Annotated in this window: 15 protein-coding genes; 8 read left to right on the plus strand and 7 right to left on the minus strand. The window is 74.3% G+C overall.

The genetic code is table 11. The annotated features are described in order from the left end of the window. Positions 1 to 8: 8 nt before the first annotated feature. Together ACFWJO_RS30205 and ACFWJO_RS30210 are read left to right on the plus strand one after the other, a co-directional pair. Positions 9 to 1097 (plus strand): M23 family metallopeptidase, encoded by a 1089-nt coding sequence (locus ACFWJO_RS30205; protein WP_386870196.1) that lies wholly within the window; start codon positions 9 to 11, stop codon positions 1095 to 1097. 118 nt (positions 1098 to 1215) lie between these two features. After that, entirely contained in the window at positions 1216 to 2172 is a 957-nt protein-coding gene (locus ACFWJO_RS30210) for an aldo/keto reductase (protein WP_386870198.1), read from the plus strand. Positions 2173 to 2233: 61 nt separating this feature from the next. Here the strand turns inward: ACFWJO_RS30210 and ACFWJO_RS30215 are convergent, their stop codons facing one another. The 4 genes from ACFWJO_RS30215 to ACFWJO_RS30230 all read right to left on the minus strand — a co-directional run bounded on the left by ACFWJO_RS30215 (position 2234) and on the right by ACFWJO_RS30230 (position 7729). Then, the gene (locus tag ACFWJO_RS30215) at positions 2234 to 3547 is read right to left on the minus strand and encodes a PrsW family intramembrane metalloprotease (RefSeq protein ID WP_386870220.1); all 1314 of its coding nucleotides are present in this window, start codon (positions 3545 to 3547) and stop codon (positions 2234 to 2236) included. 213 nt (positions 3548 to 3760) lie between these two features. After that, positions 3761 to 4624 carry a tRNA (guanosine(46)-N7)-methyltransferase TrmB gene (gene trmB / locus ACFWJO_RS30220; protein ID WP_386870200.1) on the minus strand — a complete coding sequence of 288 codons (864 nt, stop codon included), beginning with the start codon at positions 4622 to 4624 and terminating at the stop codon, positions 3761 to 3763. A 92-nt stretch (positions 4625 to 4716) separates the two neighbouring features. Continuing rightward, the gene (gene lhgO / locus ACFWJO_RS30225; RefSeq protein WP_386870202.1) at positions 4717 to 5916 is read right to left on the minus strand and encodes an L-2-hydroxyglutarate oxidase; all 1200 of its coding nucleotides are present in this window, start codon (positions 5914 to 5916) and stop codon (positions 4717 to 4719) included. A 109-nt stretch (positions 5917 to 6025) separates the two neighbouring features. Continuing rightward, the gene (locus ACFWJO_RS30230) at positions 6026 to 7729 is read right to left on the minus strand and encodes a sporulation protein (RefSeq protein ID WP_386870204.1); all 1704 of its coding nucleotides are present in this window, start codon (positions 7727 to 7729) and stop codon (positions 6026 to 6028) included. Between the two features lie 552 nt (positions 7730 to 8281). Here ACFWJO_RS30230 and ACFWJO_RS30235 point away from each other — a divergent pair. The 3 genes from ACFWJO_RS30235 (at position 8282) to ACFWJO_RS30245 (ending at position 14352) form a co-directional block, all read left to right on the plus strand. Next, on the plus strand, positions 8282 to 10402 hold the full coding sequence (locus ACFWJO_RS30235; protein ID WP_386870206.1) for an asparagine synthase-related protein: 2121 nt from the start codon (positions 8282 to 8284) through the stop codon (positions 10400 to 10402). Positions 10403 to 10506: 104 nt separating this feature from the next. Next, positions 10507 to 11070 (plus strand): Uma2 family endonuclease, encoded by a 564-nt coding sequence (locus ACFWJO_RS30240; RefSeq protein WP_386870208.1) that lies wholly within the window; start codon positions 10507 to 10509, stop codon positions 11068 to 11070. Positions 11071 to 11160: 90 nt separating this feature from the next. Next, a complete protein-coding gene (locus ACFWJO_RS30245; RefSeq protein WP_386870210.1) occupies positions 11161 to 14352 on the plus strand; it encodes an ATP-binding protein in 3192 nt (1063 codons plus the stop codon). A gap of 8 nt (positions 14353 to 14360) precedes the next feature. On the opposite strand, the gene ACFWJO_RS30250 is transcribed toward ACFWJO_RS30245, so the two are convergent. Both ACFWJO_RS30250 and ACFWJO_RS30255 read right to left on the minus strand, forming a co-directional pair. Then, the gene (locus ACFWJO_RS30250) at positions 14361 to 16466 is read right to left on the minus strand and encodes a sigma-70 family RNA polymerase sigma factor (protein ID WP_386870212.1); all 2106 of its coding nucleotides are present in this window, start codon (positions 16464 to 16466) and stop codon (positions 14361 to 14363) included. 210 nt (positions 16467 to 16676) lie between these two features. Beyond that, entirely contained in the window at positions 16677 to 17435 is a 759-nt protein-coding gene (locus tag ACFWJO_RS30255; protein WP_386870214.1) for a TetR/AcrR family transcriptional regulator, read from the minus strand. A 353-nt stretch (positions 17436 to 17788) separates the two neighbouring features. Here ACFWJO_RS30255 and ACFWJO_RS30260 point away from each other — a divergent pair, with 353 nt between their 5' ends. Next, a complete protein-coding gene (locus ACFWJO_RS30260; protein ID WP_386870216.1) occupies positions 17789 to 19177 on the plus strand; it encodes an NAD(P)/FAD-dependent oxidoreductase in 1389 nt (462 codons plus the stop codon). A gap of 106 nt (positions 19178 to 19283) precedes the next feature. Continuing rightward, positions 19284 to 20936 (plus strand): SpoIIE family protein phosphatase, encoded by a 1653-nt coding sequence (locus ACFWJO_RS30265; RefSeq protein ID WP_384407307.1) that lies wholly within the window; start codon positions 19284 to 19286, stop codon positions 20934 to 20936. 112 nt (positions 20937 to 21048) lie between these two features. On the opposite strand, the gene ACFWJO_RS30270 is transcribed toward ACFWJO_RS30265, so the two are convergent. After that, a complete protein-coding gene (locus tag ACFWJO_RS30270; RefSeq protein WP_386870222.1) occupies positions 21049 to 22326 on the minus strand; it encodes an MFS transporter in 1278 nt (425 codons plus the stop codon). A gap of 142 nt (positions 22327 to 22468) precedes the next feature. On the opposite strand from ACFWJO_RS30270, the gene ACFWJO_RS30275 reads away from it, so the two are divergent. Further along, positions 22469 to 23035: a MarR family winged helix-turn-helix transcriptional regulator gene (locus ACFWJO_RS30275; protein WP_386870218.1), complete on the plus strand. Its 567-nt coding sequence runs from the start codon at positions 22469 to 22471 to the stop codon at positions 23033 to 23035. Positions 23036 to 23465: the final 430 nt, after the last annotated feature.

A 23465-nucleotide genomic window follows, 5' to 3' on the forward strand; every position in this document is an offset into this window, starting at 1 on the left:
GCGCCTCCGTGGCGTCCAACACCCCGGCTCCGCAAGCCCCCTTCACCTCCTACGACGCCCCCGGCGCGGCGGGCGCCCTGGACGGGGCCGCGGAGGAGTGGAACCCCACCGAGGACTCCCTGCGGGACCGGACCCGCTCCGGCGGACGCCACCGCGTCGTCAAGCAGCGCTCCAACTTCGCCCGTTCCTCCACCGTGCTCGGTGTCGGCGTCATCGCCGCCGTCGGCGCCGGCGGCCTGGCCACCGCCCAGCAGAAGCCCCCGGTCTCGATAGCGCTTCCGGACCTGAACCTGCCCGACGCCTCCGAACTGCCGGGCGTCGGCGACCTGATCGGCTCGGACGCCGAGGACAAGGGCGCCGCGGACACCGCCGGCAACAACGCCCAGCCGCTCACCGCGCTCACCTACACCACCGCCGCCGACCAGGGCGCCGGCGCGGACGCGCGGACCGAGACCAAGACGTCGACCGACGCCGGCGAGGCGCTGCGCGCCCGCATCCTTCAGCAGGCCGAGCAGCAGCAGGCCGCCGCCGACGCCGCCGCCAAGGAAGCGGCGGAGAAGGCCGCGGCCGAGAAGGCGGCGGCGGAGGCCGAGGCCAAGGCCGACGCGGCGGAGAAGGCGGCCGCCGAGGCCAAGCGGAAGGCCGAGGAGGAGGCCGCGGCCAAGGCCGAGGCCGAGCGCCTCGCCCAGCTCGCCGCCAGCTACGCGCTGCCGACCTCCTCGTACACGATCACCTCGACCTACGGCCAGGCCGGCTCGATGTGGTCCTCCGGCTACCACACCGGCCTGGACTTCGCCGCTCCCACCGGCACCCCGGTCAAGGCCGTCCACGGCGGCACCGTGCAGTCCGCCGGCTGGTCCGGCGCGTACGGCTACCGCATCGTCCTGCAGCTGGAGGACGGCACCGAGGTCTGGTACTGCCACCTCTCGTCGATGACCGTCGGCGCCGGCCAGTCCGTCGGCACCGGCGAGACCATCGGCCGCGTCGGCGCCACCGGCAACGTCACCGGCCCCCACCTCCACCTCGAGGTGCACACCCCGTCCGGCGACGGCATCGACCCGGCGGCGTGGCTGAACTCCAAGGGCCTGAGCGTCTGACGCGCGGGGTCGGATACCCGCGTGACCGCGTGACCGCGTGACCGCGTGGACCGTCTGGTCCCAGTGATCCTTCCGCATCGCCGGAATAGGCCCGGTGGTGCGGGAGGTTGACCGACCCATGACCTCTCTTCGCCAGCTGGGCACCTCCGACCTGCACGTCTTCCCGCTCGCCCTCGGCGGCAACGTCTTCGGCTGGAGCGCCGACGAGGCGCAGTCCTTCGCCGTCCTCGACGCCTACGCCGCCGCCGGCGGCAACTTCGTCGACACCGCGGACGTCTACTCGGCCTGGGCCGAGGGCAACGAGGGCGGCGAGTCCGAGACCGTCATCGGCCGCTGGCTCGCCTCCCGCGGCAACCGCTCCGACATCCTCGTCGCCACCAAGGTCGGTGCCCACCCGCAGTACAAGGGCCTGAGCGCCACCACCATCAAGGCCGCCGCCGAGGAGTCGCTGCGCCGCCTCGGCACCGACCACATCGACCTCTACTACACGCACTTCGACGACGAGTCGGTGCCGGTGGAGGAGATCGTCACCGCCCTCGACCAGCTGGTGAAGGACGGCAAGGTGCGGGCCGTCGCCGCCTCCAACATCTCCCCGGAGCGGCTGCGCGCCTCCCTCGACTTCGCCGAGGCCGAGGGCCTCGCCCGTTACGTCGCCCTGCAGCCCCAGTACAACCTGGTGTCCCGCGAGACCTACGAGGGTCCGCTCCTCGACACCGCCGCGCAGGCCGGGCTCGCGGCCGTGCCGTACTACGGGCTCGCCGCCGGCTTCCTGACCGGCAAGTACCGCCCCGGCGCCACCGTCTCCAGCGTCCGCGCCGCGGGCGCCGGCAAGCACCTGGAGACCGAGCGCGGCCGGAAGGTGCTCGCGGCGCTCGACGCGGTCGCCGCGGCGCACGACGCCGAGCCCGCCACCGTGGCCCTCGCCTGGCTGGCCTCCCGTCCGACGGTCGCCGCCCCGATCGCCTCGGCCCGCACGGTCGAGCAGCTTCCCGCGCTGGTCGCGGTGGCCGACCTGACCCTGACGGAGGCGGAACTCGCCACGCTCACGGAGGCCTCCGAGGCACCCGCCGCCTGATCCGGGCCTGCCCGGGGGCGGTCCAGGGCTCGCGCGTGGCGGTCCGGTCGGTGCGGGGTCGCTAGCCGCGGTACGGGTTGTAGCCGCCGTAGTCCAGGTACTGCGGCGGCACCCACACCCGGCCGGTCGCCCGGGCCGCGTACGTCAGCGCGGGCGAGGCCACCCGCCGGCGCTGCCACAGGTGGTGCAGCAGCTCCTGCTCGCGGACCGCGAAGTCCGGCGCGGCCTGCCCGCGCCGCGCGCGGTGGCGCAGGAACGCCAGGGTGGTCGCGAACGCCTCGTACTCGCCGACGGCCTGCGCGCCCGGCTTGCCGAAGGTCCGGGCCGCGTAGCCGCGGGCCATCGCGCGGGCCCGCATCGAGGAGAGCGCGAGCGGTTCGTCGTGCGCGAGCCAGCCGGCCGTCGCGTAGGCCGGGAGCTCGCCGGATATCGTGCGCAGCTCCTTCTGCCGGCTCCATATCGCGAGCCAGGTGAGCAGCCCGAAGACCGGCACCATGAACATCCCGTAGACGAGGACGAACGCCAGCGGGTGGAAGGTCGCCGAGCCGTTCCACAGCGCGTGCAGGCCCATGGCGAGGAGCAGGCCGGCGAACGGCAGCAGCCAGAGGCGGGTGCGGCGGAACCGGGCGGCGGCCGGGAGCAGCGCGGCGAAGCCGAGGCCGAGGCCGGTGAGCGAGGTGAACAGCGGGTGCGCGAACGGGGACATGATGACCCGGGCGAAGAAGGTGGCCACGGTGACCGAGCCGACGCCGCCGGCGCCGAACTCCTGGTCCTCGCCGAAGGCGTTGCCCAAATAGAGGATGTTCTCGGTGAAGGCGAAGCCGGTGGCCGTGAACCCCGCGTAGACCAGGCCGTCGACCGGGCCCGTGAAGTCTCTGCGGCGGAAGAGGAAGAGCAGCAGCAGCGCCGCTCCCTTGGCGGTCTCCTCCACGACGGGCGCGACGGCGGTGGCGCCGAGGGACTCGGCGGAGCCGGGGTCTGCGGTGGCGCTGCTGATCCACTCCACGGCGAAGGAGTTGGCGAGGATCGCCACCAGGGTGGAGGCGAACGCGCCCCAGGCGAGCGCGAACAGCAGGTTCTTCCACGGGGCCGGCTCGACCCGGTCGAGCCAGCGGAACGCGGCCATGAGCAGCGGCACCGGCAGCACGGCGAGGCCGAGGCCCACGAGGAAGCCCTCGGTGCCGGTCTCCTCCCGCACCATCGCCAGGATCGCGAGCGCGCACAGCGCGAGCGCGGCGATCAGGGCGACGGCCCGGACCAGCCGGCTGCGCCAGAAGGCCTTGCGCGGCTTGTAACGCCACTTGGAGCGCTCCGGCACGGCACCGAAGTCCGGCTGGTCGCTCTCGAGCGCGGGCACGGGGGCGGGCGCGGGCACGGCCGCGTGGGCGGGGTCCGCCGCCTGCGCGGGAACGGCCGCCTGCGCGGGGTCCGCCGCCTGCGCGGGAACGACCGCCTGTGCGGGTGTGGGGCCGGGCTCGGTGGCAGGTCCGGCTCCGGCGATGGGATTCGACGACACGGAACGACCCTAACCAGCGTCACCGACAGCGGCGAGGGAGTTCCGGCAGCCTGTGGAAAACCCGACGGGAGGTCAGCGCCTGTGGAAAAGCAGGTCGTGGACCACGTGTCCCTTGTCCAGGCCCTGGCCCTCGAAGCGGGTCAGCGGCCGGAACGCGGGCCTGGGCGCGTAACCGCCGTCGGCCTGGCTGTTCTCGAAGTCGGGGTGCGCGTTCAGCACCTCCAGCATCTGCTCCGCGTACGGCTCCCAGTCCGTGGCGCAGTGCAGCAGGCCGCCCTTCTTCAGCCGGGGCGCGAGCAGGCTCAGGAACTCGGGCTGGATCAGCCGCCGCTTGTGGTGGCGCTTCTTGGGCCAGGGGTCGGGGAAGAAGACCCGGCAGCCGGCGAGGGACTCCGGCGGCAGCATCTCGCGCAGCAGGATGATCGCGTCGCCGTTGGCGACCCGGACGTTGGTGAGTCCGTTGCGGTCGGCGAGCCCGAGCAGGTTGCCCTGGCCGGGCGTGTGGACGTCCACGGCGAGGATGCCGGTGCCGGGGTCGGCGGCGGCCATCTGCGCGGTGGCCTCGCCCATGCCGAAGCCGATCTCCATGACGACCGGCAGCCCGTCGAACATCTCGTCCAGGTCGAGCACCCGCTTGCCGTCGATGTCGAGCCCCCAGTCGGGCCACCGCTTCAGCATGGCCTCGGCCTGCCCGGCGGTGACGCGGCTGCGGCGGGGCTGGAAGCTGCGGATCCGCCGCTCGAAGTGGGCGCCTGCCGGATCCGGCGAGGGCCCCTCGCCCGGCGCGAACATCCGGCTGCCGCGCCGCGCGACGGGACGGTCGTCCGCGGCGACGTCGCCGACGGGGCTGCCGGGGGCGCCGGGACCGCCGAGGCCGTCGAGGTCATCGGGGCCGTCGGGGACGGAGTGCGGGGTGTTCTCAGGCTGCTCAGACACAATGCCCCGATTCTACGGCGCGGGGCACGGCGACGGGCGGGCCGCGGAGGCGGGCCGCAGCCGCGAGGGGGCGGGGCTGCGGCGGGGCTGCGCTACAGCAGTGCCAGGGCCCGGCCCGCGACCTCGCGGCCGATCGGCAGTGAGGCCGTGGCCGCCGGGGAGGGCGCGTTCAGGACGTGGACCGTCCGCACCGACTCGCGGATCAGGAAGTCGTCGACCAGCGTGCCGTCCCTGAGCACCGCCTGCGCCCGCACGCCCGGTGCCGCACGCCGCAGGTCGCGCTCCTCGACGAGCGGCAGCATGCGCCGTACGGCCTCGGTGAAGGCGCGCTTGGACAAGGAGCGGTGCAGCTCGCCCGCGCCGTACCGCCAGTGGGCGCGCGCGATGGCCCAGCTGCCGGGCCACGCGAGGGTGCCGGCGAGCTCGCGGGGACGCACGACCGACCAGCCGTAGCCCTCGCGGGCGAGCGCCGGGACCGCGTTCGGCCCGACGTGGACGCCGCCGTCGATGCCGCGGGTGAGGTGGACGCCGAGGAACGGGAAGGCCGGGTCGGGCACCGGATAGACCAGGCCGCGCACCAGGGAGGGGTCGGCCAGCTCGTAGTACTCGCCGCGGAAGGGGACGATCCGCATCTCCGGGTCGTCGCCCGCGAGCCGGGCGATCCGGTCGCAGTGCAGTCCGGCGCAGTTCACCAGGACCCGGCCGCGCACCACGCGCCCGGTGGCCGTGCGCACGGCCACGCCCCAGGGCCGCCGGTCGATCGTCGTGACCGCCGAGCCGTACAGGATCCGGGCTCCCGACGCCTCGGCGAGCTTCGCCGCCACCGCGCCGTAGTCGACGATGCCCGTCGTGCCCACGTGGATCGCGGCCAGCCCGCGCACCCGCGGCTCGTACTCGCTGATCTGCGCCGGGCCGAGCTCACGCACCGGGATCCCGTTCTCCCGGCCGCGCTGCACGAGCGCGTGCAGCCGGGGCAGCTCCTCGCGCCCGGTGGCGACGATCAGCTTGCCGGTGACCTCGTGGGGGATGCCGTACTCCGCGCAGAACTTGACCATCTCGGCCGCGCCCTCGACGGCGAAGCGGGCCTTGAGCGAGCCGGGCCGGTAGTAGATCCCGCTGTGGATCACGCCGCTGTTCCGCCCGGTCTGGTGGCGCGCCGGGGCGTGCTCCTTCTCCAGGACCGTGACCCGGGTGCCCGGCGCGGCGCGCGTGATCGCGTACGCGGTCGACAGACCGACGATTCCGCCGCCGATCACGAGCACGTCACAGTCGTAGCGGTCCGACACGGACACCAGCGCCACCTCCCACCCCTGATAGTGCACTGGCCCACTGACATCCCGGCTAAACCGACCGCACCGTGGGACGAGTGTCACGCCGTGTGTCACGCCGTCCCGTGCCGTGTCACGCCGGAGCCACGAGCAGCGGGCGGGCCCGCTCGCGCAGCTCCATGACCCGGGGCTCGTCCCCGTACGGCTCCAGGCGGTGCAGCAGGTCCCGCACGTACTCGGTGGTGCGGGCGGAGGAGATCCGTCCGGCGACCTCCACCGCGCGCGTGCCGGCGGCGCAGGCCGCGTCCAGGTTGCCGGACTCCAGCTCGGCCACCGCCGACACGACGAGCCGCAGCCCGTGGGAGCGGACGTACTCCTCCGTGGGCTGTGACAGCGCCTGCTCCGTGAAGCGGCGCACCTGGCGGGGCAGCTTCAGGTCGCGGTAGCACTCGGCGGCGTCGGCGCAGAACCGGTCGTACGAGTAGAAGCCGAGCCAGGACGGGTCCGGGTCGCCGTCGCGGGAGCGTTCGAGCCAGCCCTCGGCCGCCTTGAGCGCGGCGGCGGCCGCCGCCCCGTCGCTCGCCTTGGCGTGCGCCCGGGCCTCGACGAGCCGGAAGAAGGACATGGTGCGGGCGGTGGCGAGGCCCCGGTTGCGTTCGAGGGCGGCCTGGGCGAGGTCGACGCCCTCGTCGGCGAAGCCCCGGTAGGTCGCCTGGAGCGACATGGAGGCGAGGACGTAGCCGCCGAGGGGCACGTCGGCGGCGGCGCGGGCGAGCCGCAGCGCCTGGATGTAGTAGCGCTGGGCGGCCTCCTGCTGGCCGGTGTCGAAGGCCATCCAGCCGGCCAGGCGGGTCAGCTCGGCGGTCGCGCCGAACAGGGCGCGGCCGACCTCGTCGGAGTAGGAGCCGAGCAGCAGCGGCGCGGCGTCGACCCTTAAGCACTCGGGGACCATGGAGGAGCGCCAGTCGCCGCCGCCGTACTTGGAGTCCCAGCGGCGGGCGTCCTCGGCCGCCTCGCGCAGCTTGGCGACGTCGCTGTGCCCCACGCGCGCGTGCTCCACGGTCTCGGCGGCGGCACTCGGGATGCTCGCGCCATTTCCGGTGCCGGCGGTGCTCGCGGTGCCGGCCGTGTTCGCGGTGCTCGCGGTGCCGGCGGTGCTCGCGGTGCTGGCGGGACTTGCCGAGCCCGCGGCCGTGGAGCCCGTGCTGCTTCCGGCCGCCGCGGCTGCCGCACCCGCTGTGCCTCCCGCACCGACCGCTGCGGCCCCAGCGGCCCCAGCGGCCGCACCGGCTGTGTCCGCGCCGACCAGGTCCCCGGCGTCGGCCGCGCCTCCCGTGCGTCCCGCGCCGGCCGGGCGCGGGGTCCGCCGCTCGACCGACGGGTCGGCGGGCGTGATCAGCCAGCGTGAGGCGGGGGTCGCGTAGGCGCTGACGGAGAAGGAGCCGGCCAGCGACTGCCATATGCCGCCGCCGCCCCGCCGTCCGGCGAGATCCAGCCGGTACAGGTCGGTCGCGGAGCGGACCGCCTCTCCGACGTCGCGCGGGAAGGCGAGCCCCACTTCGGGCGCCGGGTCGGCGTCGGCGAGCCCGATCTCGTGCAGCGGTACGGGCCGGCCGAGCTTCTGGCCGATCGCGGCGGCGATCAGATGCGGGGCGGCGCCCTGCGGCACCATGCCCTTGGACACCCACCGGGCCACCGACGTCTTGTCGTAACGAAGCGTCAGTCCCCGTTGTGCACCGAGGTCGTTGACGCGCCGGGCGAGCCCGGCATTGCTGATTCCCGCGAGGGCGAGAACCGTGCCGAGCTTTTCGTTCGGCCCGCGTTGCTCCCTGGACATGACGCCACCCCTCGACACGACACCCAGACGGCCGCCGCACGCCGGGCACAACGCCGGGCATAGGCGTGCGGCATTCGTAAGCACAGCGTAGTTCGCCGGATCCTGACCGTTAAGGGGTGGTGTTCCGTATGGCGAGATTGTTGTGGGATGGAATGAGTGGCGCCCCGCTGTCCGTCCGTCGTGCTCCTGGTGTGTGGCCGTGCGCCCGCCCGTGCGCTCTCGTCCGTGCCCAGGGGGGACGCTTCCATGAGTGCTGCGTGGGTCGGCCCACTTGGCCGAGGACCGATGTCCCGGACCGGGTGGGCTGGGGGACACCGTCGCCCCATTCCCCGCGGGCGGCGGACGGCTCCGGGAGGCGAACGCCTCCCGGACTGCCGAGGAAACCCCGTACCGCCGGGCAGTTGAGAATGGCCGAAAGACAGCGGTTCGGCGCGGCTTCTCAACTGGCTCATGCCAGGGGCGCATTCGCGTTGTCGCGAAGCCTCCCGTGACACCCCCTGTGCGCCGTTGTCATGGCAGCATGTCCTCCACTCGACCTTTGTGGAGGCGGCGATGCGGTGGCTGGTGGGCTGGAGCAGTGTCGCCGCGCGCTTCGGCCCCTCGCACGCGGTGCCGCCCGGTTCGGCCGGCGCCGTCGGCGACCCCGCCGAGGGGCGCACGGTGCATCCGGTGGGCGCGCAACTCCTGTGGGGCGACCCGGATCCCCTGTGGGCGGTCGGTGACTGGCGGCCCGACGAGGTGCGCCTGGTCGACGTCGACGCGCAGACCCGGCTCGCCGTGCTCGGCTGCTGCGCCGCGAGCGACGAGGAACTGCGGCGCGGTCTGCTCACCGCGCGCGGGGGCGCACTGCGGCACCTCACGGCGTGGGCGGGCAGCTACACCGCCGTCGTGAAGGTCGGCCGCCGCATCACCGTCACCGGCGATCTCGCCGGAGCCAGACCCGTGTTCCACACCCCGTGGGCCGGCGGCACGGCCTACGGCACCGCCGCCCTGCCGCTCGCCGACCTCACCGAGGCGCAGCTCGACATCGGGCACCTGGCGGCCCTGCTCGCCTGCCCCGAGACCCCCGAGGCGCTGCGGGACTCCACGCCGTACGAGGGCGTGCGCCGGGTGCCGCCCGGGCACGCGCTGATCCTGCGCGAGGGCTCACGCGAGATCGCCGGCTACGAACCGGTGGCCTCGCTCGCCGTCGCCGCGCCCGAGGCGGATCCGCGCCAGGCCGTGGAGGCCGTCCGGGACGCGCTGGTCGAGGCCGTACGGGCCCGGCTCACCGCGCCCCGGCACGCGCCCGAGGTGCCGCTGCCCGATCCGGGGCCCGTGCCCGGCATGGGGCCCGCCGACCGGCGTGCGGCCCGTGGCGTCGCCCCCGCGCCCGGGATCGGTGCCGACCTGTCCGGCGGCAGCGCCTCCGGCACCCTCGCGCTGCTCGCGGCCGGACTGCCCGGCGTTCCGGGAACGATCCTCGGCCACGGCACGGGGGCCGGCGAGCGGCTGCTCGCCGTCACCTTCAACGACCTGACGGGGCCGGGCAGCCAGGAGGAACTGGCCCGGGCCCGCGAGATCGCCGCGAACCCGCGGCTGCACCACGTGGTCGTCGCGGCCGGCGAGGAGGCACTGCCGTACGCGGAGCTCGAAGGGCCGCTGACGGACGAACCCGGCCCCTCTCTGGTGACGGCCGAGCGGCACCGCAGGCGGCTCGGCGGCGGCAGCGCCGACCACTTCACCGGCTTCGGCGCCCGGCAGGTCCTTGACGCCCATCCGGCGCGCCTCGCCGACCTGCTGATGGACCGCCGGCGCCGCTCCCTGGTGCGCCCGGTGACCGCGCTCGCGAAGGCGACCGGCCCCTCGGCCGGGGCCCTCCTCGTCCCCCTCCAGGTGTACCGGGCGGCGCGACGGCTGGCCCGTACGCCGTACCGAACCGGCCTGGAGGCGGCCGCCGTCCGCGTCCTGGAGGCCAACCGGGCGCCCGCGGGGGCCTACGGGCCCCTGGAGGCCTCGCTCGCCGCACTCGCCTGGTCCCGGCCGGGGCCCGCGGCACGCTGGCTCACGGGGGAGGCGCTGGCCGAAGTATCGGTTCGCCTGAACCGGGCGGCGACCCTGCCGACCTCCGTCCAGCGGCCGGGCGAGGCACGCGCGCGTGCCGCCCTCGCCCGTGCGGCCGCCGACCACCGGGTCCTGGAGCAGGCCGCGGAGATCCGCAGCCAGCGCCTGCACGCCCCGTTCCTGGACAACCAGGTCGTACGGGCCTGCCGCGACCTGCCCGAATCGCTGCGGGTCCAGCCCGACGCCCGCGCGAACGTCCTGCGCACCGTCCTCGCGGGCTCCGGCATCCACGACCTGCCGGCGGGCTGGGGCGCACCGCACCCGGCGGTGCCGGCCGCCGCCACGCGCGCGGGGCTGCGTACCGCACTTCCCGAGCTCATGGCCCTGTTCGACGCGCCGCTCCTCGCCGACGCGGGCCTGATCGAGGCCCGCGTGGTCCGCCGCGCCCTGCGCGCCGCCGCCGACGGCGACCGCGTCCCCCTCGACGGCCTCGCCGACCTGGTCTCCACCGAACTCTGGCTGCGCCGCCTCCTCGCCCGCCGCGGCTCCTGCTGGACGGGCACGGCCGCCCCGAGACACCGCGCGGTGCCGGGGCCGCTGGTCCCCTCGGCACGGTCACTGCCGGCGTGAGTCCACGGCGTCGCCCCCGCTTCGGGTGAACCCGGCCGGGAAACCGTCGGCACGCGCGCGCGAGAGTGGGATCCTCGCGCCGACGCACGTGACGGAGGTGTGCGATGACCGGGACCGGAGCCGACCACGACCGAGAAGCCCTGCTGGAGGGCTTCGAACAGCTCAGGGCCGCATCCCCCGACGGCTGGCGCGTGGAACTCCTCGAAGGGGACGTCTTGGTGACGCCGGTCGGCACCGGACGCCACGCGACGACTGTCTCGGAGCTCGTCGAGCAGCTCTGGGACGAGGACCGGCGACGGACCTCCTACACAGGCGTCGGACTGGCCCTGCCTGACCCGGCGGGCGAGGGTCGGGTGCTGCCCGATCTCGTCCTCGCGCCCAGGGGCGGCTTCCGCAACCAGATTGTCTGGCAGGTGCCTGACGCCGTCCTCCTGGTCGCCGAGGTCACGTCCGCCCTCACCGTCGGCCGCGACCGCGGCCAGAAGGTGCGCGGCTATGCCCGCGCCCGGATCCCCCTCTACGTCCTGATCGACCGCGAGGCGGCCGAGGTCGTCGTCCGCTCCGAACCCGTCGGCGACGACTACGCGCACAAGTCCATCCACAAGCTGGGGACGGTCGTCCCGCTTCCCGAGCCGCTCGGGCTCACCATCGACACCGCCCAGTTCTGACCGCGTCCGCGCCCCCCGCGCGCCCCTCTCCGGGGAAACCCCGACGGAAACCCCGAGGCGCCCGCCACCCCCAGCCGCGACAATGATCCGGTGCGGTACCTCATCCTCGGCACCACCGAGGCCCTCGACCCCCACGGCGCGCCCCTCCCCCTCGGCGGCGCCCGCCTGCGCGCGCTGCTGGCCGCCCTCGCGGTGCGCGGGGGACGGTCGGTGTCCGCCGGGGAGCTGGTGGACGACGTGTACGGGGACGAGCCCCCGGCCGATGCCCAGGCCGCGCTGCAGGCGCTCGTCGGCCGACTGCGCCGGGTCCTCGGCAAGGACGCCGTCGCCTCGACACCCGGCGGTTACCGGCTCGTCGCAGAGCCCGGCGACATCGACCTGTACGTCTTCGAGCGGTTCGTCCGCGACGCCGACGCCCGCCTCGACGCCGGCGACCCCGACACCGCCGCCGCACTCCTGCGCAGCGCCCTCGCGCTCTTCCGCGGGCCCGCGCTCGCCGACCTGCCCGAGCCCGCGGGCGTGCGCCCCGAGGCGCAGCGGCTCGCCGCGCTGCGCCGCCGGATCGAGGCCGACCTGCGGCGCGGTGCCACCGCCGGACTCGTCCCCGAGCTGACCGAGCTGACCGGCACGCACCCGTACGACGAGACCTTCCACGCCCAGCTGATCCGCGCCCTGCGCGCCGAGGGCCGCCCGGCCGACGCCCTCGCCGCGTACGAGAACGCCCGCCGCACCCTCGCCGACGCGCTCGGCACCGACCCCGGGCCCGAGCTCACCGCCCTGCACGCCGAACTGCTCGCCGGGGAGCGGCCCCGGGAGCCGAGGGCCGTTCCCGCGCCCGAGCCGGGGAACATCCGCCCCCGCCTCACCTCCTTCGTCGGCCGCGAGCCCGAACTGGCCGCCCTCCACACCGACCTCGACCGCTCCCGGCTCGTCACGCTCACCGGACCCGGTGGCTCGGGAAAGACCCGGCTCGCCGAGGAAGCGGCGCTCCGGGCCGCCGGCCCGGCCGCCTGGATCGCCGAACTCGCCCCGCTCGACGACCCCGACGCCGTACCCGGCGCCGTCCTCTCCGCCCTCCGCCTCCGCGAGACCAACCTGATCACCCGCGACGGAGTGCCCCTCCAGGACAACCCCACCGCCCACCTGGTCGAACACCTCGCGCGCCGCCCGCTCCTCCTCGTCCTCGACAACTGCGAGCACGTCATCGGCGCCGCGGCCGCACTCGCCGAGACCCTCCTCACCCACTGCCCCGGCCTGCGGATCCTCGCCACCAGCCGGGAGCCGCTCGGCGTGCCCGGCGAAGCCGTCCGGTCCGTCGAACCGCTCCCGCCGACGCCCGCCCACCGGCTCTTCGCCGAGCGCGCGCGGGCCGTGCGCCCCGCCTTCCGGCCCGAGGACGACCTGCCGGCCGTCGACGAGATCTGCCGCCGCCTCGACGGCCTGCCCCTCGCGATCGAGCTCGCCGCCGCCCGGCTGAGGCTGCTCACACCGCGCCAGATCGCCGACCGCCTCGACGACCGCTTCCTCCTCCTCACCTCGGGCTCCCGCACCGTCCTGCCCCGCCAGCAGACCCTGCGGGCCGTCGTCGACTGGTCCTGGGAGCTCCTGGAGCCCGAGGAGCGCGACCTGCTCCGGCAGGCCTCCGTCTTCGCCGGCGGCTGGGACCTCGCCGCCGCCGAGGCACTGAACCCGGCACCCGGCGCCCTCTCCACCGCCGACACGCTCGGCGCCCTCGTGGACAAGTCCCTGGTCGTCGCCACGCCGACCGACGACGGCGAGATGCGCTACCGCTTCCTGGAGACCATCCACGAGTACGCGGTGGAGCGCGCCGCCGAGACGCCCGAGCTCCTGGCCGCCGCCGAGGCCGCCCACACCGCCCACTTCACCGCCCTCGCCGAGACCGCCGAACCCCTGCTGCGGACCGGCGAGCAGCTGCCCTGGATCGCCCGCGTCGAGCGGGACCTCGACAACATCCGCGCCGCCTTCCACCGCACCACCGTCACCGCCCCGGACGAGAGCGCCGCGCTCCGGCTCGTCTTCGCCATGGGCTGGTTCTGGTGGCTGCGCAACTACCGCCCCGAGGGCCTGGCCTGGGTCGAGCGCACCCTGCGCCTCGGCGACGACCCCGAGGACCGGGCCGATCCCCGTTTCTGGCCGCGCATGCAGCTGCGCATGCTGCACTTCTTCCTCGCCGTGGAGAGCCAGAGCATCCCGTCCCTGCGCGACGACCCGGCGACCCTCGCGCTCGTCGCCCGGGTGCGGGCCGCGTTCGCCACCGACCCCGGTCCCGAGGCCGCCCGCTTCCCGGGCCTGCTGTGGCCGTTCACCGCCTACCTCACCGAGGAGCCGGCCGCCATCCGGGACCTCCTCGACCTCGCCGTCGCCAACGCCCGCCGGCACGGCGGCGAGTGGGAGATGGGCGTCTCGCTGATGTTCCGCACCCACATGGTCATCGACATGCCCGGCGGCATGCCCGGCGTCGACGACGACCTCGCGGAGCTGCGCGTGCTGTCCCGACGCGTCGGTGACCGCTGGATGCGCGCCCAGGTGGCCAGCGCCGCCGGCGAGGCCAACATGCTGCGCGGGCGGCACGCGGAGGCCCGCGAGGCGTACGAGGAGGCGCTGGGCCTGGCGCGCGAGGTCGGCGCGCACGCCGAGGCGCCGTTCCTCATCGCCCGGCTCGCCGAACTGGACTTCCGCCTCGGTGACGTGGCCGCCGCCACCAAGAGCCTGGACGAGGCGACGGCGGTCGCCGAGCGCTACCACGTGCAGGACACCACGACGTACGTCCGCTTCCTGCGGGCCGGGATCGCGCTCTACGAGGGGGACGTCGCCGCCGCCCGCGCGCACATGGAGGTGGCCGGCGCCAAGATCGCCGAGAGCACTCCGCCGCCGCACTTCCAGGCCCTCGTGACGGGGCTCGCCGCCCGGATCGAGGCCCACGAGGGCGCGGGGGCGGTGGCCGTCGCGCGGGCCGTCGAGGCCCTGGGCATGGCGCGGGACGCCCAGTGCGCCGAGTTCTTCACGGCCGCTCTCGCCGAGGGCCTCGCCACCGCGCTCTCGCTCGGCGGTGAACTCGCCCTCGCGGTCGCCGTCCTGACCGCCGTCGACGGCTGGCGCGGCGAGGTCCCGCGGGCCCGGGACGAGCTGCGCGAGGCGGAGGACGTCCTGGCCCGGGCGCGCGCCGGGCTGGACGCGGCGGCGTACGAGGCGGCCCGCGCGGAGGGCCGCGAGCTCACGCTCGACGACATCCTGGCCCGCGCGGAGCCGTTCACGCGCTAGCGGCTGTCTCAGGAACAGCTGATCCGCGAGTTCGCCCAGTCCGCGACCGCGGCCCTGCCGAACGGCGTGTGCTCCTCGACCACCAGGCGCAGGGTGCGGCGGCCGGTGAGGGCCACGTGGACCGGGACGGGGGCGTCGCCGCGGCGCATCACCGGTGAGCGCCAGAGCTGTTCGTCGTCGCCGTAGACGGAGAAGCGGACGCCGCCCGGGCCGATCGGCGCGGTGATGTCGTCGATGCCGACGAGCGCGTCGTAGCCGGTGCACTGCCGGTTGAGGTCGATGAGCAGCGAGGACGGGGCGTGCACGCTCACGCCGTGGGCGTAGCGGGTGCCGTCCATGGTCAGGCCGGAGCGCTGCCACATCCAGCTGCTCCGGGCGAGGTTCACCTCGGGCTTGGTGCCGTCGCCGAAGATGCCGTACTGGAGCAGGCTGACCTGGTAGACGGCGGGCCCGGGCGTCGGCGTCGGGGACGGCTTCGGCGGAGTGGGCCTGGGCGGTGGGGGAGTGACCTTCGGCTTCGGGGCCGGCGTCGGGCTCGGCGACGCGCTCCTCGTCGGCGTGGGCCTGGGCGTCGGCTTGGGTGCGGGCGTCGGCGGTGCCTGTACGGGCGGAGGCGTCGGCTTCGGCGTGGGCTTCGGGCTGGGCTTCGGCGCGGGCGGCGGCGTCTCGACGGGCGCGACCGCCGACGGCGTGGCGGCGGGCTGGGCGACCGGCTGGGGCTCGGAGCCGGTCAGCGCCCACACCAGACCGGCGGTCGCGGCGACGGCGGCGACCGCCGCGATGCCCGCCTTGGCGGGAATGCCGAGGCCCTCGGCAGCGGCGGCGGACGAGGCACCGGCCGTCGTGCCGCCGGTCGTTCCCGTGGCGGCCGCCGCGGCACCGGCCGCGCCCGCCCCGGCGACGCCTCCGGCGGCGATCCCGGCGGCCTTGAGCGAGTACCCGGCGGCGAACCAGCCGATGACGGCGACCGGCAGCAGCGCGGGGATCCCGGCGTTCACGTGCGCCAGTTCACCGGCGGCGAGCCGGCACTTGGCGCATTCGTCGAGGTGCTTGCGCAGTCCCCGCTCGGCCCGCATCCGCAGCCCGCCGCGCGCGAACGCGCCGAGCCGGTCGGCATAGCGGGCGCAGTCGCCGCCCGCGGTGAGCGACTGGCTCACATGGGCCTGCAGGTAGGCCTGCTTGAGGCCTTCGCGGGCGCGGCTGGCGAGCACGGCGGTCGCGTTCGCGGTCAGACCGAACAGCGGCGCGACCTCGCTCGGGGACTCCTCCTCGACCGTGGTGTGCCACAGCACGGCCTGCCAGCGCTCGGGCAGCGAGCGGAACGCCTGCATGGCGAGCGACTGCTCGGCCTCGTGCATGGCGAGGACGTCGGCGCCCAGGTCGAGGCCCGCGCCGAAGGTGGCGCTCTGGTCGGAGGACTCGGCGGCCCGGGCGGCGTCCTCGGCGAACACCGCGAAGTCCTCGACCAGGTGCTCGCGCTTCTGGGTCCTGGTCCAGGTCGCGGCGACCCGGCGGACGGACGTCAGCAGATAGGCCCGGACGGCCTGCTCGGGACCGGCCCCGCCCCGTACCGCCTGAAGCGTGCGGGCGAAGACCTCGGCCGTCAGGTCGTCGGCGGTGTCCGCGTCCCGGCAGCAGCTGCGGGCGTAGCGGCGGACGGCGGCGGAGTGCCGGCGGAACAGCTCCTCGTACGCGCTGTCGTCGCCCTCCCGCATCCGCTGCACCAGCTCGGCGTCGGACGGCGGCAGATCGAGCGGCGGCGGCAGTACGGAACCGGCGTCGGCGGCGTCCACGGCGTGCTGCGACCCGCGCATGCCGCCCTCGCGCTGCTGCGGCACGCCGGCCTCACCGGCCCCGAAACCGTCGGCGCTACCGGAACCGTCGGCGCCACCGGAACCGTCGGCGCCACCGGAAGCCGGAGCCGAAGTGGGACCGGAACCCGAAGCCGGACCGTAAGCCGGCACGGAAGCGGAAGCGGCAGCCGGAGCCGGGCCGTAAGCCGGAGACGGGGTGCCGCCCGGGCCGCCCTGGCTGGGCACCTGCCCGGCGGGCAGACCTCCGGAACCCGCGGTGCCGGCGGCGGCCGGCGTCTCGTCCCGACTGTCACCGCTCATCGCGGAAGCCCCCGTATGCACGCTCGGACCCGAACATCGGCCTACGTCGGCCAAGCCTGCCACAGAGCGCGGGCATGCCGAACCCTCGCGTCCACTTACCACTCGTCCGGGGCGACTTCCCGTCTCCGGGCGTAACCGCTCATCCGTTCGTGTCATGCTCGACGGTCCATCCGGCCCATCGAGAACCGCGCATCCCTCAGCGGCAGCGCACTACCGCGAGCGCAGCCCCTCCAGAAGGATGTCCAGGAGCCGGGCCGACGCCGCCGCCTGCTGGGCCGCGTCCGGCAGCGCCGGCGCGGCCGTGGCTATCACGAGCAGCACGTCGGACACCGTCACGTCGGTGCGCAGCTCGCCCGCCTCCCGCGCCCGGTCCACCAGCCGGCCCACGACCTCCAGGAGCTCCGCGGCCCCCGCGTCGTCCTGCTCCGCCGCCGGCACCGCGCGCGGCGCGACCACCCGCTGCTCGCCCTGCTCCCCGTACCCCGCGGCCCCGTTGACGCCCGCCGGGACGGAAGCCCGCTGCTGCGGCACCCGCGCCGTGTCGTCCGGCGCACCGGCCGGCGGCACCACCTCGTCGACGCCCACCCGCAGCACCTGCGGCGGCAGCAGACGCCCGGCGCCCGAGGCGACCGAGGTGCGCAGGAACCGGGACAGCGCCGACCACGGCTCGTCCTCCTGGCCGAGAGCGGTCCGCGCCTGCTCCGTGAGCCGCGCCGTCTCCTCCTCGGCTATCCGCCGGACCAGCACGTCCTTGCTGGGGAAGCGGCGGTAGACCGTACCGACGCCGACCCGGGCGCGACGCGCCACGTCCTCCATCGGAGCCCCGTACCCGAGCTCGCCGAACACCTCGCGCGCGGCCCGCAGCACGTGCTCCAGATTGCGCTGCGCGTCCACCCGCAGCGGCGCCGACCGCCCGTTCGCCATCGGCTGCGCCGTGCGCACCTGGCCGTACGAATCCTGAACCTGCATAAGCGTTCCCCCGCTCATGATGTCTCCCCCCGGAGACTCCCCGCCCTGACACGAGGGCCCGACCTGGCCGCGCCTCTGGTCCACGCGCGGCGATCCGACACCCCGATGAAGTACGAACATAGTTGAGTCGGGGTCAATTCAGAAGGGGCAGTTCCGTACGGTGCGCCCCCCGATCGGAGCAAGGACCCGGACCCTCCCGATTCCGACCCCGCACTCCACCCGGCACCTGCACCCTGACCTGCGGACTTCCCCACGCACCCGGTCCTTTCGCCACCCCGCGCCTCCGCACCCCTCCGGTCACACAATTTGCCGGGCCTGTGGACAAACCCCGGACGGCGTTGCGTCATGGGACAGTGACCGAACCTGTGCGCATCCTCGTCGTCGGCGGCGGCTACGTCGGTATGTACACCGCGCTGCGCCTGCAGCGGCAGCTCAAGGCGGAGCTGCGCGCCCGCACGGCCGAGATCACGGTGGTCACGCCCGAGCCGTACATGACGTACCAGCCCTTCCTCCCCGAGGCCGCGGCCGGCTCCATCTCCCCGCGCCACGTCGTCGTCCCGCTCCGCCGGGTCCTCGACCGCTGCCGGATCGTCATCGGCGAGGTCCACTCCCTCGACCACGCCAAGCGGACCGCGACCCTCTCCACCCTCGCCACCGAGGAGGAGGGCACCGGGAACGTCCAGCTCGGCTACGACGAACTCGTCATCGCGCCCGGCTCGGTCTCCCGCACCCTGCCGGTCCCCGGCCTCGCCGACCACGGCATCGGCTTCAAGACCGTCGAAGAGGCCATCGGCCTGCGCAACCACGTCATCGAACAGATGGACATCGCGTCCTCCACCCGCGACCCCGCCATCCGCGACGCCGCCCTCACCTTCGTCTTCGTCGGCGGCGGCTACGCGGGCGTCGAGGCCCTCGCCGAACTCGAGGACATGGCCCGCTACACCGCGCGGTACTACCACAACCTCAAGCCCGAGGACCTGCGCTGGGTCCTCGTCGAGGCCTCCGACCGGATCCTTCCCGAGGTCGGCGAGGAGATGGGCCGCTACGCCATCCGCGAGCTGCGCGGCCGCAACATCGACGTCCGCCTCGGCACCCGCCTCGACTCCTGCGAGAACCGCGTCGCCGTGCTCAGCGACGGCACCCGGCTGCCCACCCGTACCGTCGTGTGGACCGCCGGGGTCAAACCCGCTCCGCTCGTCGCCGCCACCGACCTGCCCCGCGACGAACGCGGCCGGATCGTCTGCACCGCGCGGCTCACGGTCGACGGGGTCGAACACGCCTGGGCCGCCGGCGACGCCGCCGCCGTCCCCGACCTCACCTCCGAGGAGCCCGGCACCACGTGCGCCCCCAACGCCCAGCACGCCGTCCGCCAGACCAAGGTGCTCGCCGAGAACATCGCCGCCTCGCTGCGCGGACAGCCGCTCAAGGACTACGCCCACAGCTACGCCGGCTCCGTCGCCTCCCTCGGCCTCCACAAGGGCGTCGCCCACGTCTACGGCCGCAAACTCAAGGGCTACCCGGCCTGGTTCATGCACCGCGCCTACCACCTCAGCCGGGTCCCCACGTTCAACCGCAAGGCCCGCGTCCTGGCCGAATGGACCCTGTCCGGCCTGTTCAAACGCGAGATCGTCTCCCTCGGCTCCCTGGAACACCCACGGGCCGAATTCGAACTCGCCGCCGCACCACCACCCGCTCCGAAGGACCCGTCCCCCGACAAGTCCCCGGACGAGCCCGCGGGCTGACATCACTGTCAGTGCACTCGTCCACACTGGACGTGTGACCATAGGTGGGCTCACACCTGCACAGAGTGACTCTGCACGGCAACGACACCACGAGGCATACAGATCCGTGAACTTCACCCGTTGGAGCGCCCGGCTCCCCGGTACGCAGCGCCGCGCGGCGTCCCGCGGGACCGAAGGCTCCGTGCCCGCGGCCCGCGGTGAGTACGGGCCGCAGCCGGACCAGCCCGCCGACGCGGCCGGAGGGCCGGGCGGTTCCGCCGAGGGCCCCACCCTCGAGGACTTCACCGTGCGGGAGATCGTCGGCCGCCTCCCCGGCCTGGTCGCGCTCGTGTACGGCCCGGAGCACCGCATCGCGTACGTCAACGACGCGTACGCCGCCGCCTTCGGCCCCCGCCCGGCCGGGGCCACCGTCGCCGACACCTGCCCCGAGGCGGAGGAGCTCGGCCTGCTCCCGCTCCTCGACCAGGTGCTGCGCAGCGGCAAGCCCCGCACCGTGAAGTCCCGCCGCACCCAGGACGGCGGCTCCTACACCGTCACCTGCCTGCCCGTGGACAGCCCCCACCTCGCCGACGGCGGCGTCCTCGTCCACGCCGCCGACGTCACCGACCACGCCGAGGCGGCCGAGCGGCTCCGCGCCAGCGAGCGCCGCCACCGCGAGACCGCCGTCACCCTCCAGCGCTCCCTGCTCCCGCAGGAGCTGGAGCAGCCCGACGACCTGCGCATCGCCGCCACCTACCAGCCCGGCGGCACCGACGCCGCCGTCGGCGGCGACTGGTACGACGTCATCACCCTCGGCGCCGGCCGCACCGCCCTCGTCATCGGCGACGTCATGGGCCGCGGCGTGCGCGCCGCCGCCGTCATGGGCCAGCTGCGCACCGCCGTCCGCGCCTACGCCCGTCTCGACCTGCCGCCGCACGAGGTGCTCCAGCTGCTCGACGGCCTCGCCGCCGAGATCGACGCCAGCCAGATCGCCACCTGTGTCTACGCGGTCCACGACCCCAACGAGGGCAAGCTCGTCTACGCCTCCGCCGGCCACCTCCCGATCCTCGTGCGGGACGAGGACGGCACCGTCCGCCGCGCCGAGGACCCCACCGGCCCGCCGCTCGGCACCGGCGGCTGGCTCCACACCTCCGGCAGCATCGCCCTGCCGCCCGGCTCCACCGCCGTCCTCTACACCGACGGCCTCGTCGAGCGGCGCCGCGAGGACATCGACGAGGGCGTCAGCGCGCTGGAGCGCGCGCTCGCCGGAGCCACCGGCACCCCGCAGGTCGTCTGCGACCGGCTGCTCCGCTCCCTCGGGGTCACCGCGGAGCACGACGACGACGTCGCCGTCCTCGTCCTCCAGCACCCGTCCCGCAAGGGCGCGGACGCAGAGCTCTTCCACAACGCGGCCCTGGAGCTCCTCGGCGGAGTCGAAGCGGCGCCACGCGCGCGTGCCTTCGCCTCCGGCGTCCTCGCCAGCTGGCGCTTCCCGGTGGAGCTGCGCGACCTGGGCGTCCTCGCCACCAGCGAGCTGGTGGCGAACTCCCTCCAGCACGGCACCCCGCCCATGCGGCTGCGGCTGCGGCGCACCGACCGCCGGCTGATCATCGAGGTGACGGACGGGGACGACCATCTGCCGCGCCGACGGCGGGCCGAAACGGAGGACGAGGCGGGTCGCGGAATCTCGATCATCGCGACGATCGCCTCGTCCTGGGGAAGCCGCCGCACTCCGGGCGGCGGCAAAGCGGTGTGGTGCGAGTTCGCCCTTCCGGACTGAGCCGCACGGACGGGATCCGTCGCATCCGATGAGATCCATGAGATCCGACCGGATCCCTCGCATCCGATCGGATCCGTAAGAAAGGGCCCGTGGCGGTCGGGCCCCTTCGGGGTCAGGCGGCGGCGGTCTCCTTCGCCGGCTGGTGCTGAGCCACCACCCGCGAGGGCTTCACGGCCAGCGACGGCTGGTTCTGCACCGGCGTGAGCCGCTTGCCGAGCCGGACCGCCAGGAAGGTGATGCCCAGCGAGAACAGCACGAACGTCACGATGTACGGCCCGTGCAGCGCGGCGCCCATGGGCCCGCCGACCGCCGGACCCACCGCGAGGGCCAGCTGCTTCACCAGGGCGAAGGCCGAGTTGTACGTGCCGACCATCGACTCCGGCGCCAGGTCCGCCACCAGCGGCGCGACCGTCGGCGACAGCATCGCCTCACCGAGCCCGAACAGGGCGTACGTGGAGACGAACGCCGCCGTCGCCATCGCCTGGCTGCCGTGGCCCAGGCCCGCGTACCCGGCGCACAGCCACGCCACGGTCCAGATCAGACCCACGGCGGCGATGACGCGGGTCCGCTTGCGGCGCTCGACGAACTTCAGCACCAGGAACTGCGCGGCCACGATCACCGCGGTGTTCGCCGCCAGGGCGACGCCCAGCGTCGAGGGAGCGATCCCGGCGGCCTCGGTGCCGTACGCGGCGAGACCCGACTCGAACTGTCCGTAGCAGGCGAAGAACAGCACGAAGCCCAGCACGCACAGCTGCACCATCGCCTTGTGCCCGAGCAGCGCCCGCACGCCGCCGCCCTTGCCGGCGGCCGGCCGCGCACCCGGGAGGACCGCCGACTCCGGCATCCGCACGGTCAGCACGATTCCCGCGAGGACCAGGAACATCGCCGACTGGATCGAGAACAGCAGCAGGAAGCTCCCGGGCCGGCTCACGTCGACCAGCTGGCCGCCGATCAGACCGCCGACACCCAGACCCAGGTTCTGCAGGAAGAACTGCCAGGCGAAGGACCGCGTGCGGGTCGCCGGCGTCGAGCACCACACGATCATCGTCGCGAGCGCCGGCTGCATCACGGCCGTACCGGCGCCCAGGAGCGCCGCCGAACCGATCGCGGCGGGCACCGAGGACGCGAGGCCCATACCGAGCGAACCGAGCGCGGCGAGCAGCGAGGCCACGAGCAGCACGGGCACGGGCCCGCGCCGGTCGATGGCGCGCCCGCTGAAGGGCAGGACCACGAGTGCAGCCATGGCGAAGACGGCCAGGACGACACCAGCGGTGCCCGCGCCCAGATGCCGCACCTGAGCGACGTACACATAGAGGTACGGCACGGTGAAGCCGAGCCCGAACGCGCTCAGCGCGCTGCCTGCCTGAATCCGGCGCATCGCGGCGCCCATCGCCTTGGTCACACTCACCCACTTCGGTCGCGGGTTCAGTGCTGTAGCCCTGAACCCTGAAGACTTCAATACTAAAGTTCGATGCTTAACGATACACATAGAAGGACTTCAACGCCAACGACCCGCGTGGGATACTCGCCGCATGTCCGACACCCCCGAGCCGTCCGGCCCCCAGGCCCCCCAGGAGCCGAGCCTCGACGAGCAGATCGCCGCCTACCAGCGCGAGTTCCGCGACCTCGACCCCCAGGTCGAGAAGGTGGTCTCCGCCCTGGGCCGGCTGAACCGCCGGATGAACGTGGCGTACGGCCGCCAGGTCGCCGACCTCGGCATCAGCAACGCCGAGTGGGAGGTCCTGAAGACCCTGGTGCTCTCCGGCGCCCCGTACCGCCTGGGTCCCGGCGAGCTCGCCAAGCGGCTCGGCCTCACGCCGGCCGCCATGACCCACCGCATCGACCGCATGGCCGGAGAGGGCCTGGTCACGCGCGACCGCGACGAGAACAACCGGGTGCGCGTGATCGTCGAGCTGACGGACGAGGGCCGCCAGAAGTGGCTGGAGGCCATGCGCATGGCGACGGACTTCGAGGAGAAGCTCCTCCAGGACCTCTCCCCGGAGGAGCGCGGCAGCCTCGGCGAGATGCTGATCCGCCTCCTCCGCCGCGTGGAGCTGACCCAGCCGGACGCGGGCGGCCGGCTGACGGACCTGGACTGACGGACCTGGACTCACGGCCGGGCAGGGAGGCCTTGACACGCCCCTCGGGGATGCGTAGTGTTCTCCGAGTTGTCACGGAGCCGGAACGGTTCTTCGACAGCCACTCCCGCCGCAGTAGCGGCACCTCAACTCCGCACGATCTCCCTACCGGGACGAATTTCGGCATGCCGAAATTCATTTCGAAAGACTCGATTATGAGTCGCCGGGGAAATCCGCTAGAGTTTGAGACGTCGGAACGGCCCAACAGCCGGGAAGACAACCCCCTCTGACTGGGAATCAGACGCCGAAAGGATCTGATAGAGTCGGAAACGCCGGAAGGGCCCGGAGCGAAAGCGAAAGGGACCGGAAAGCACCGAGGAAATCGGATCGGAAAGATCTGATAGAGTCGGAAACGCAAGAACGAAGGAAGCGCCCGGAGGAAAGCCCGCGA

The sequence above is a fragment of the Streptomyces sp. NPDC127092 genome (genome assembly GCF_042722475.1).
In the GTDB taxonomy this organism is placed as follows: Bacteria; Actinomycetota; Actinomycetes; order Streptomycetales; family Streptomycetaceae; genus Streptomyces.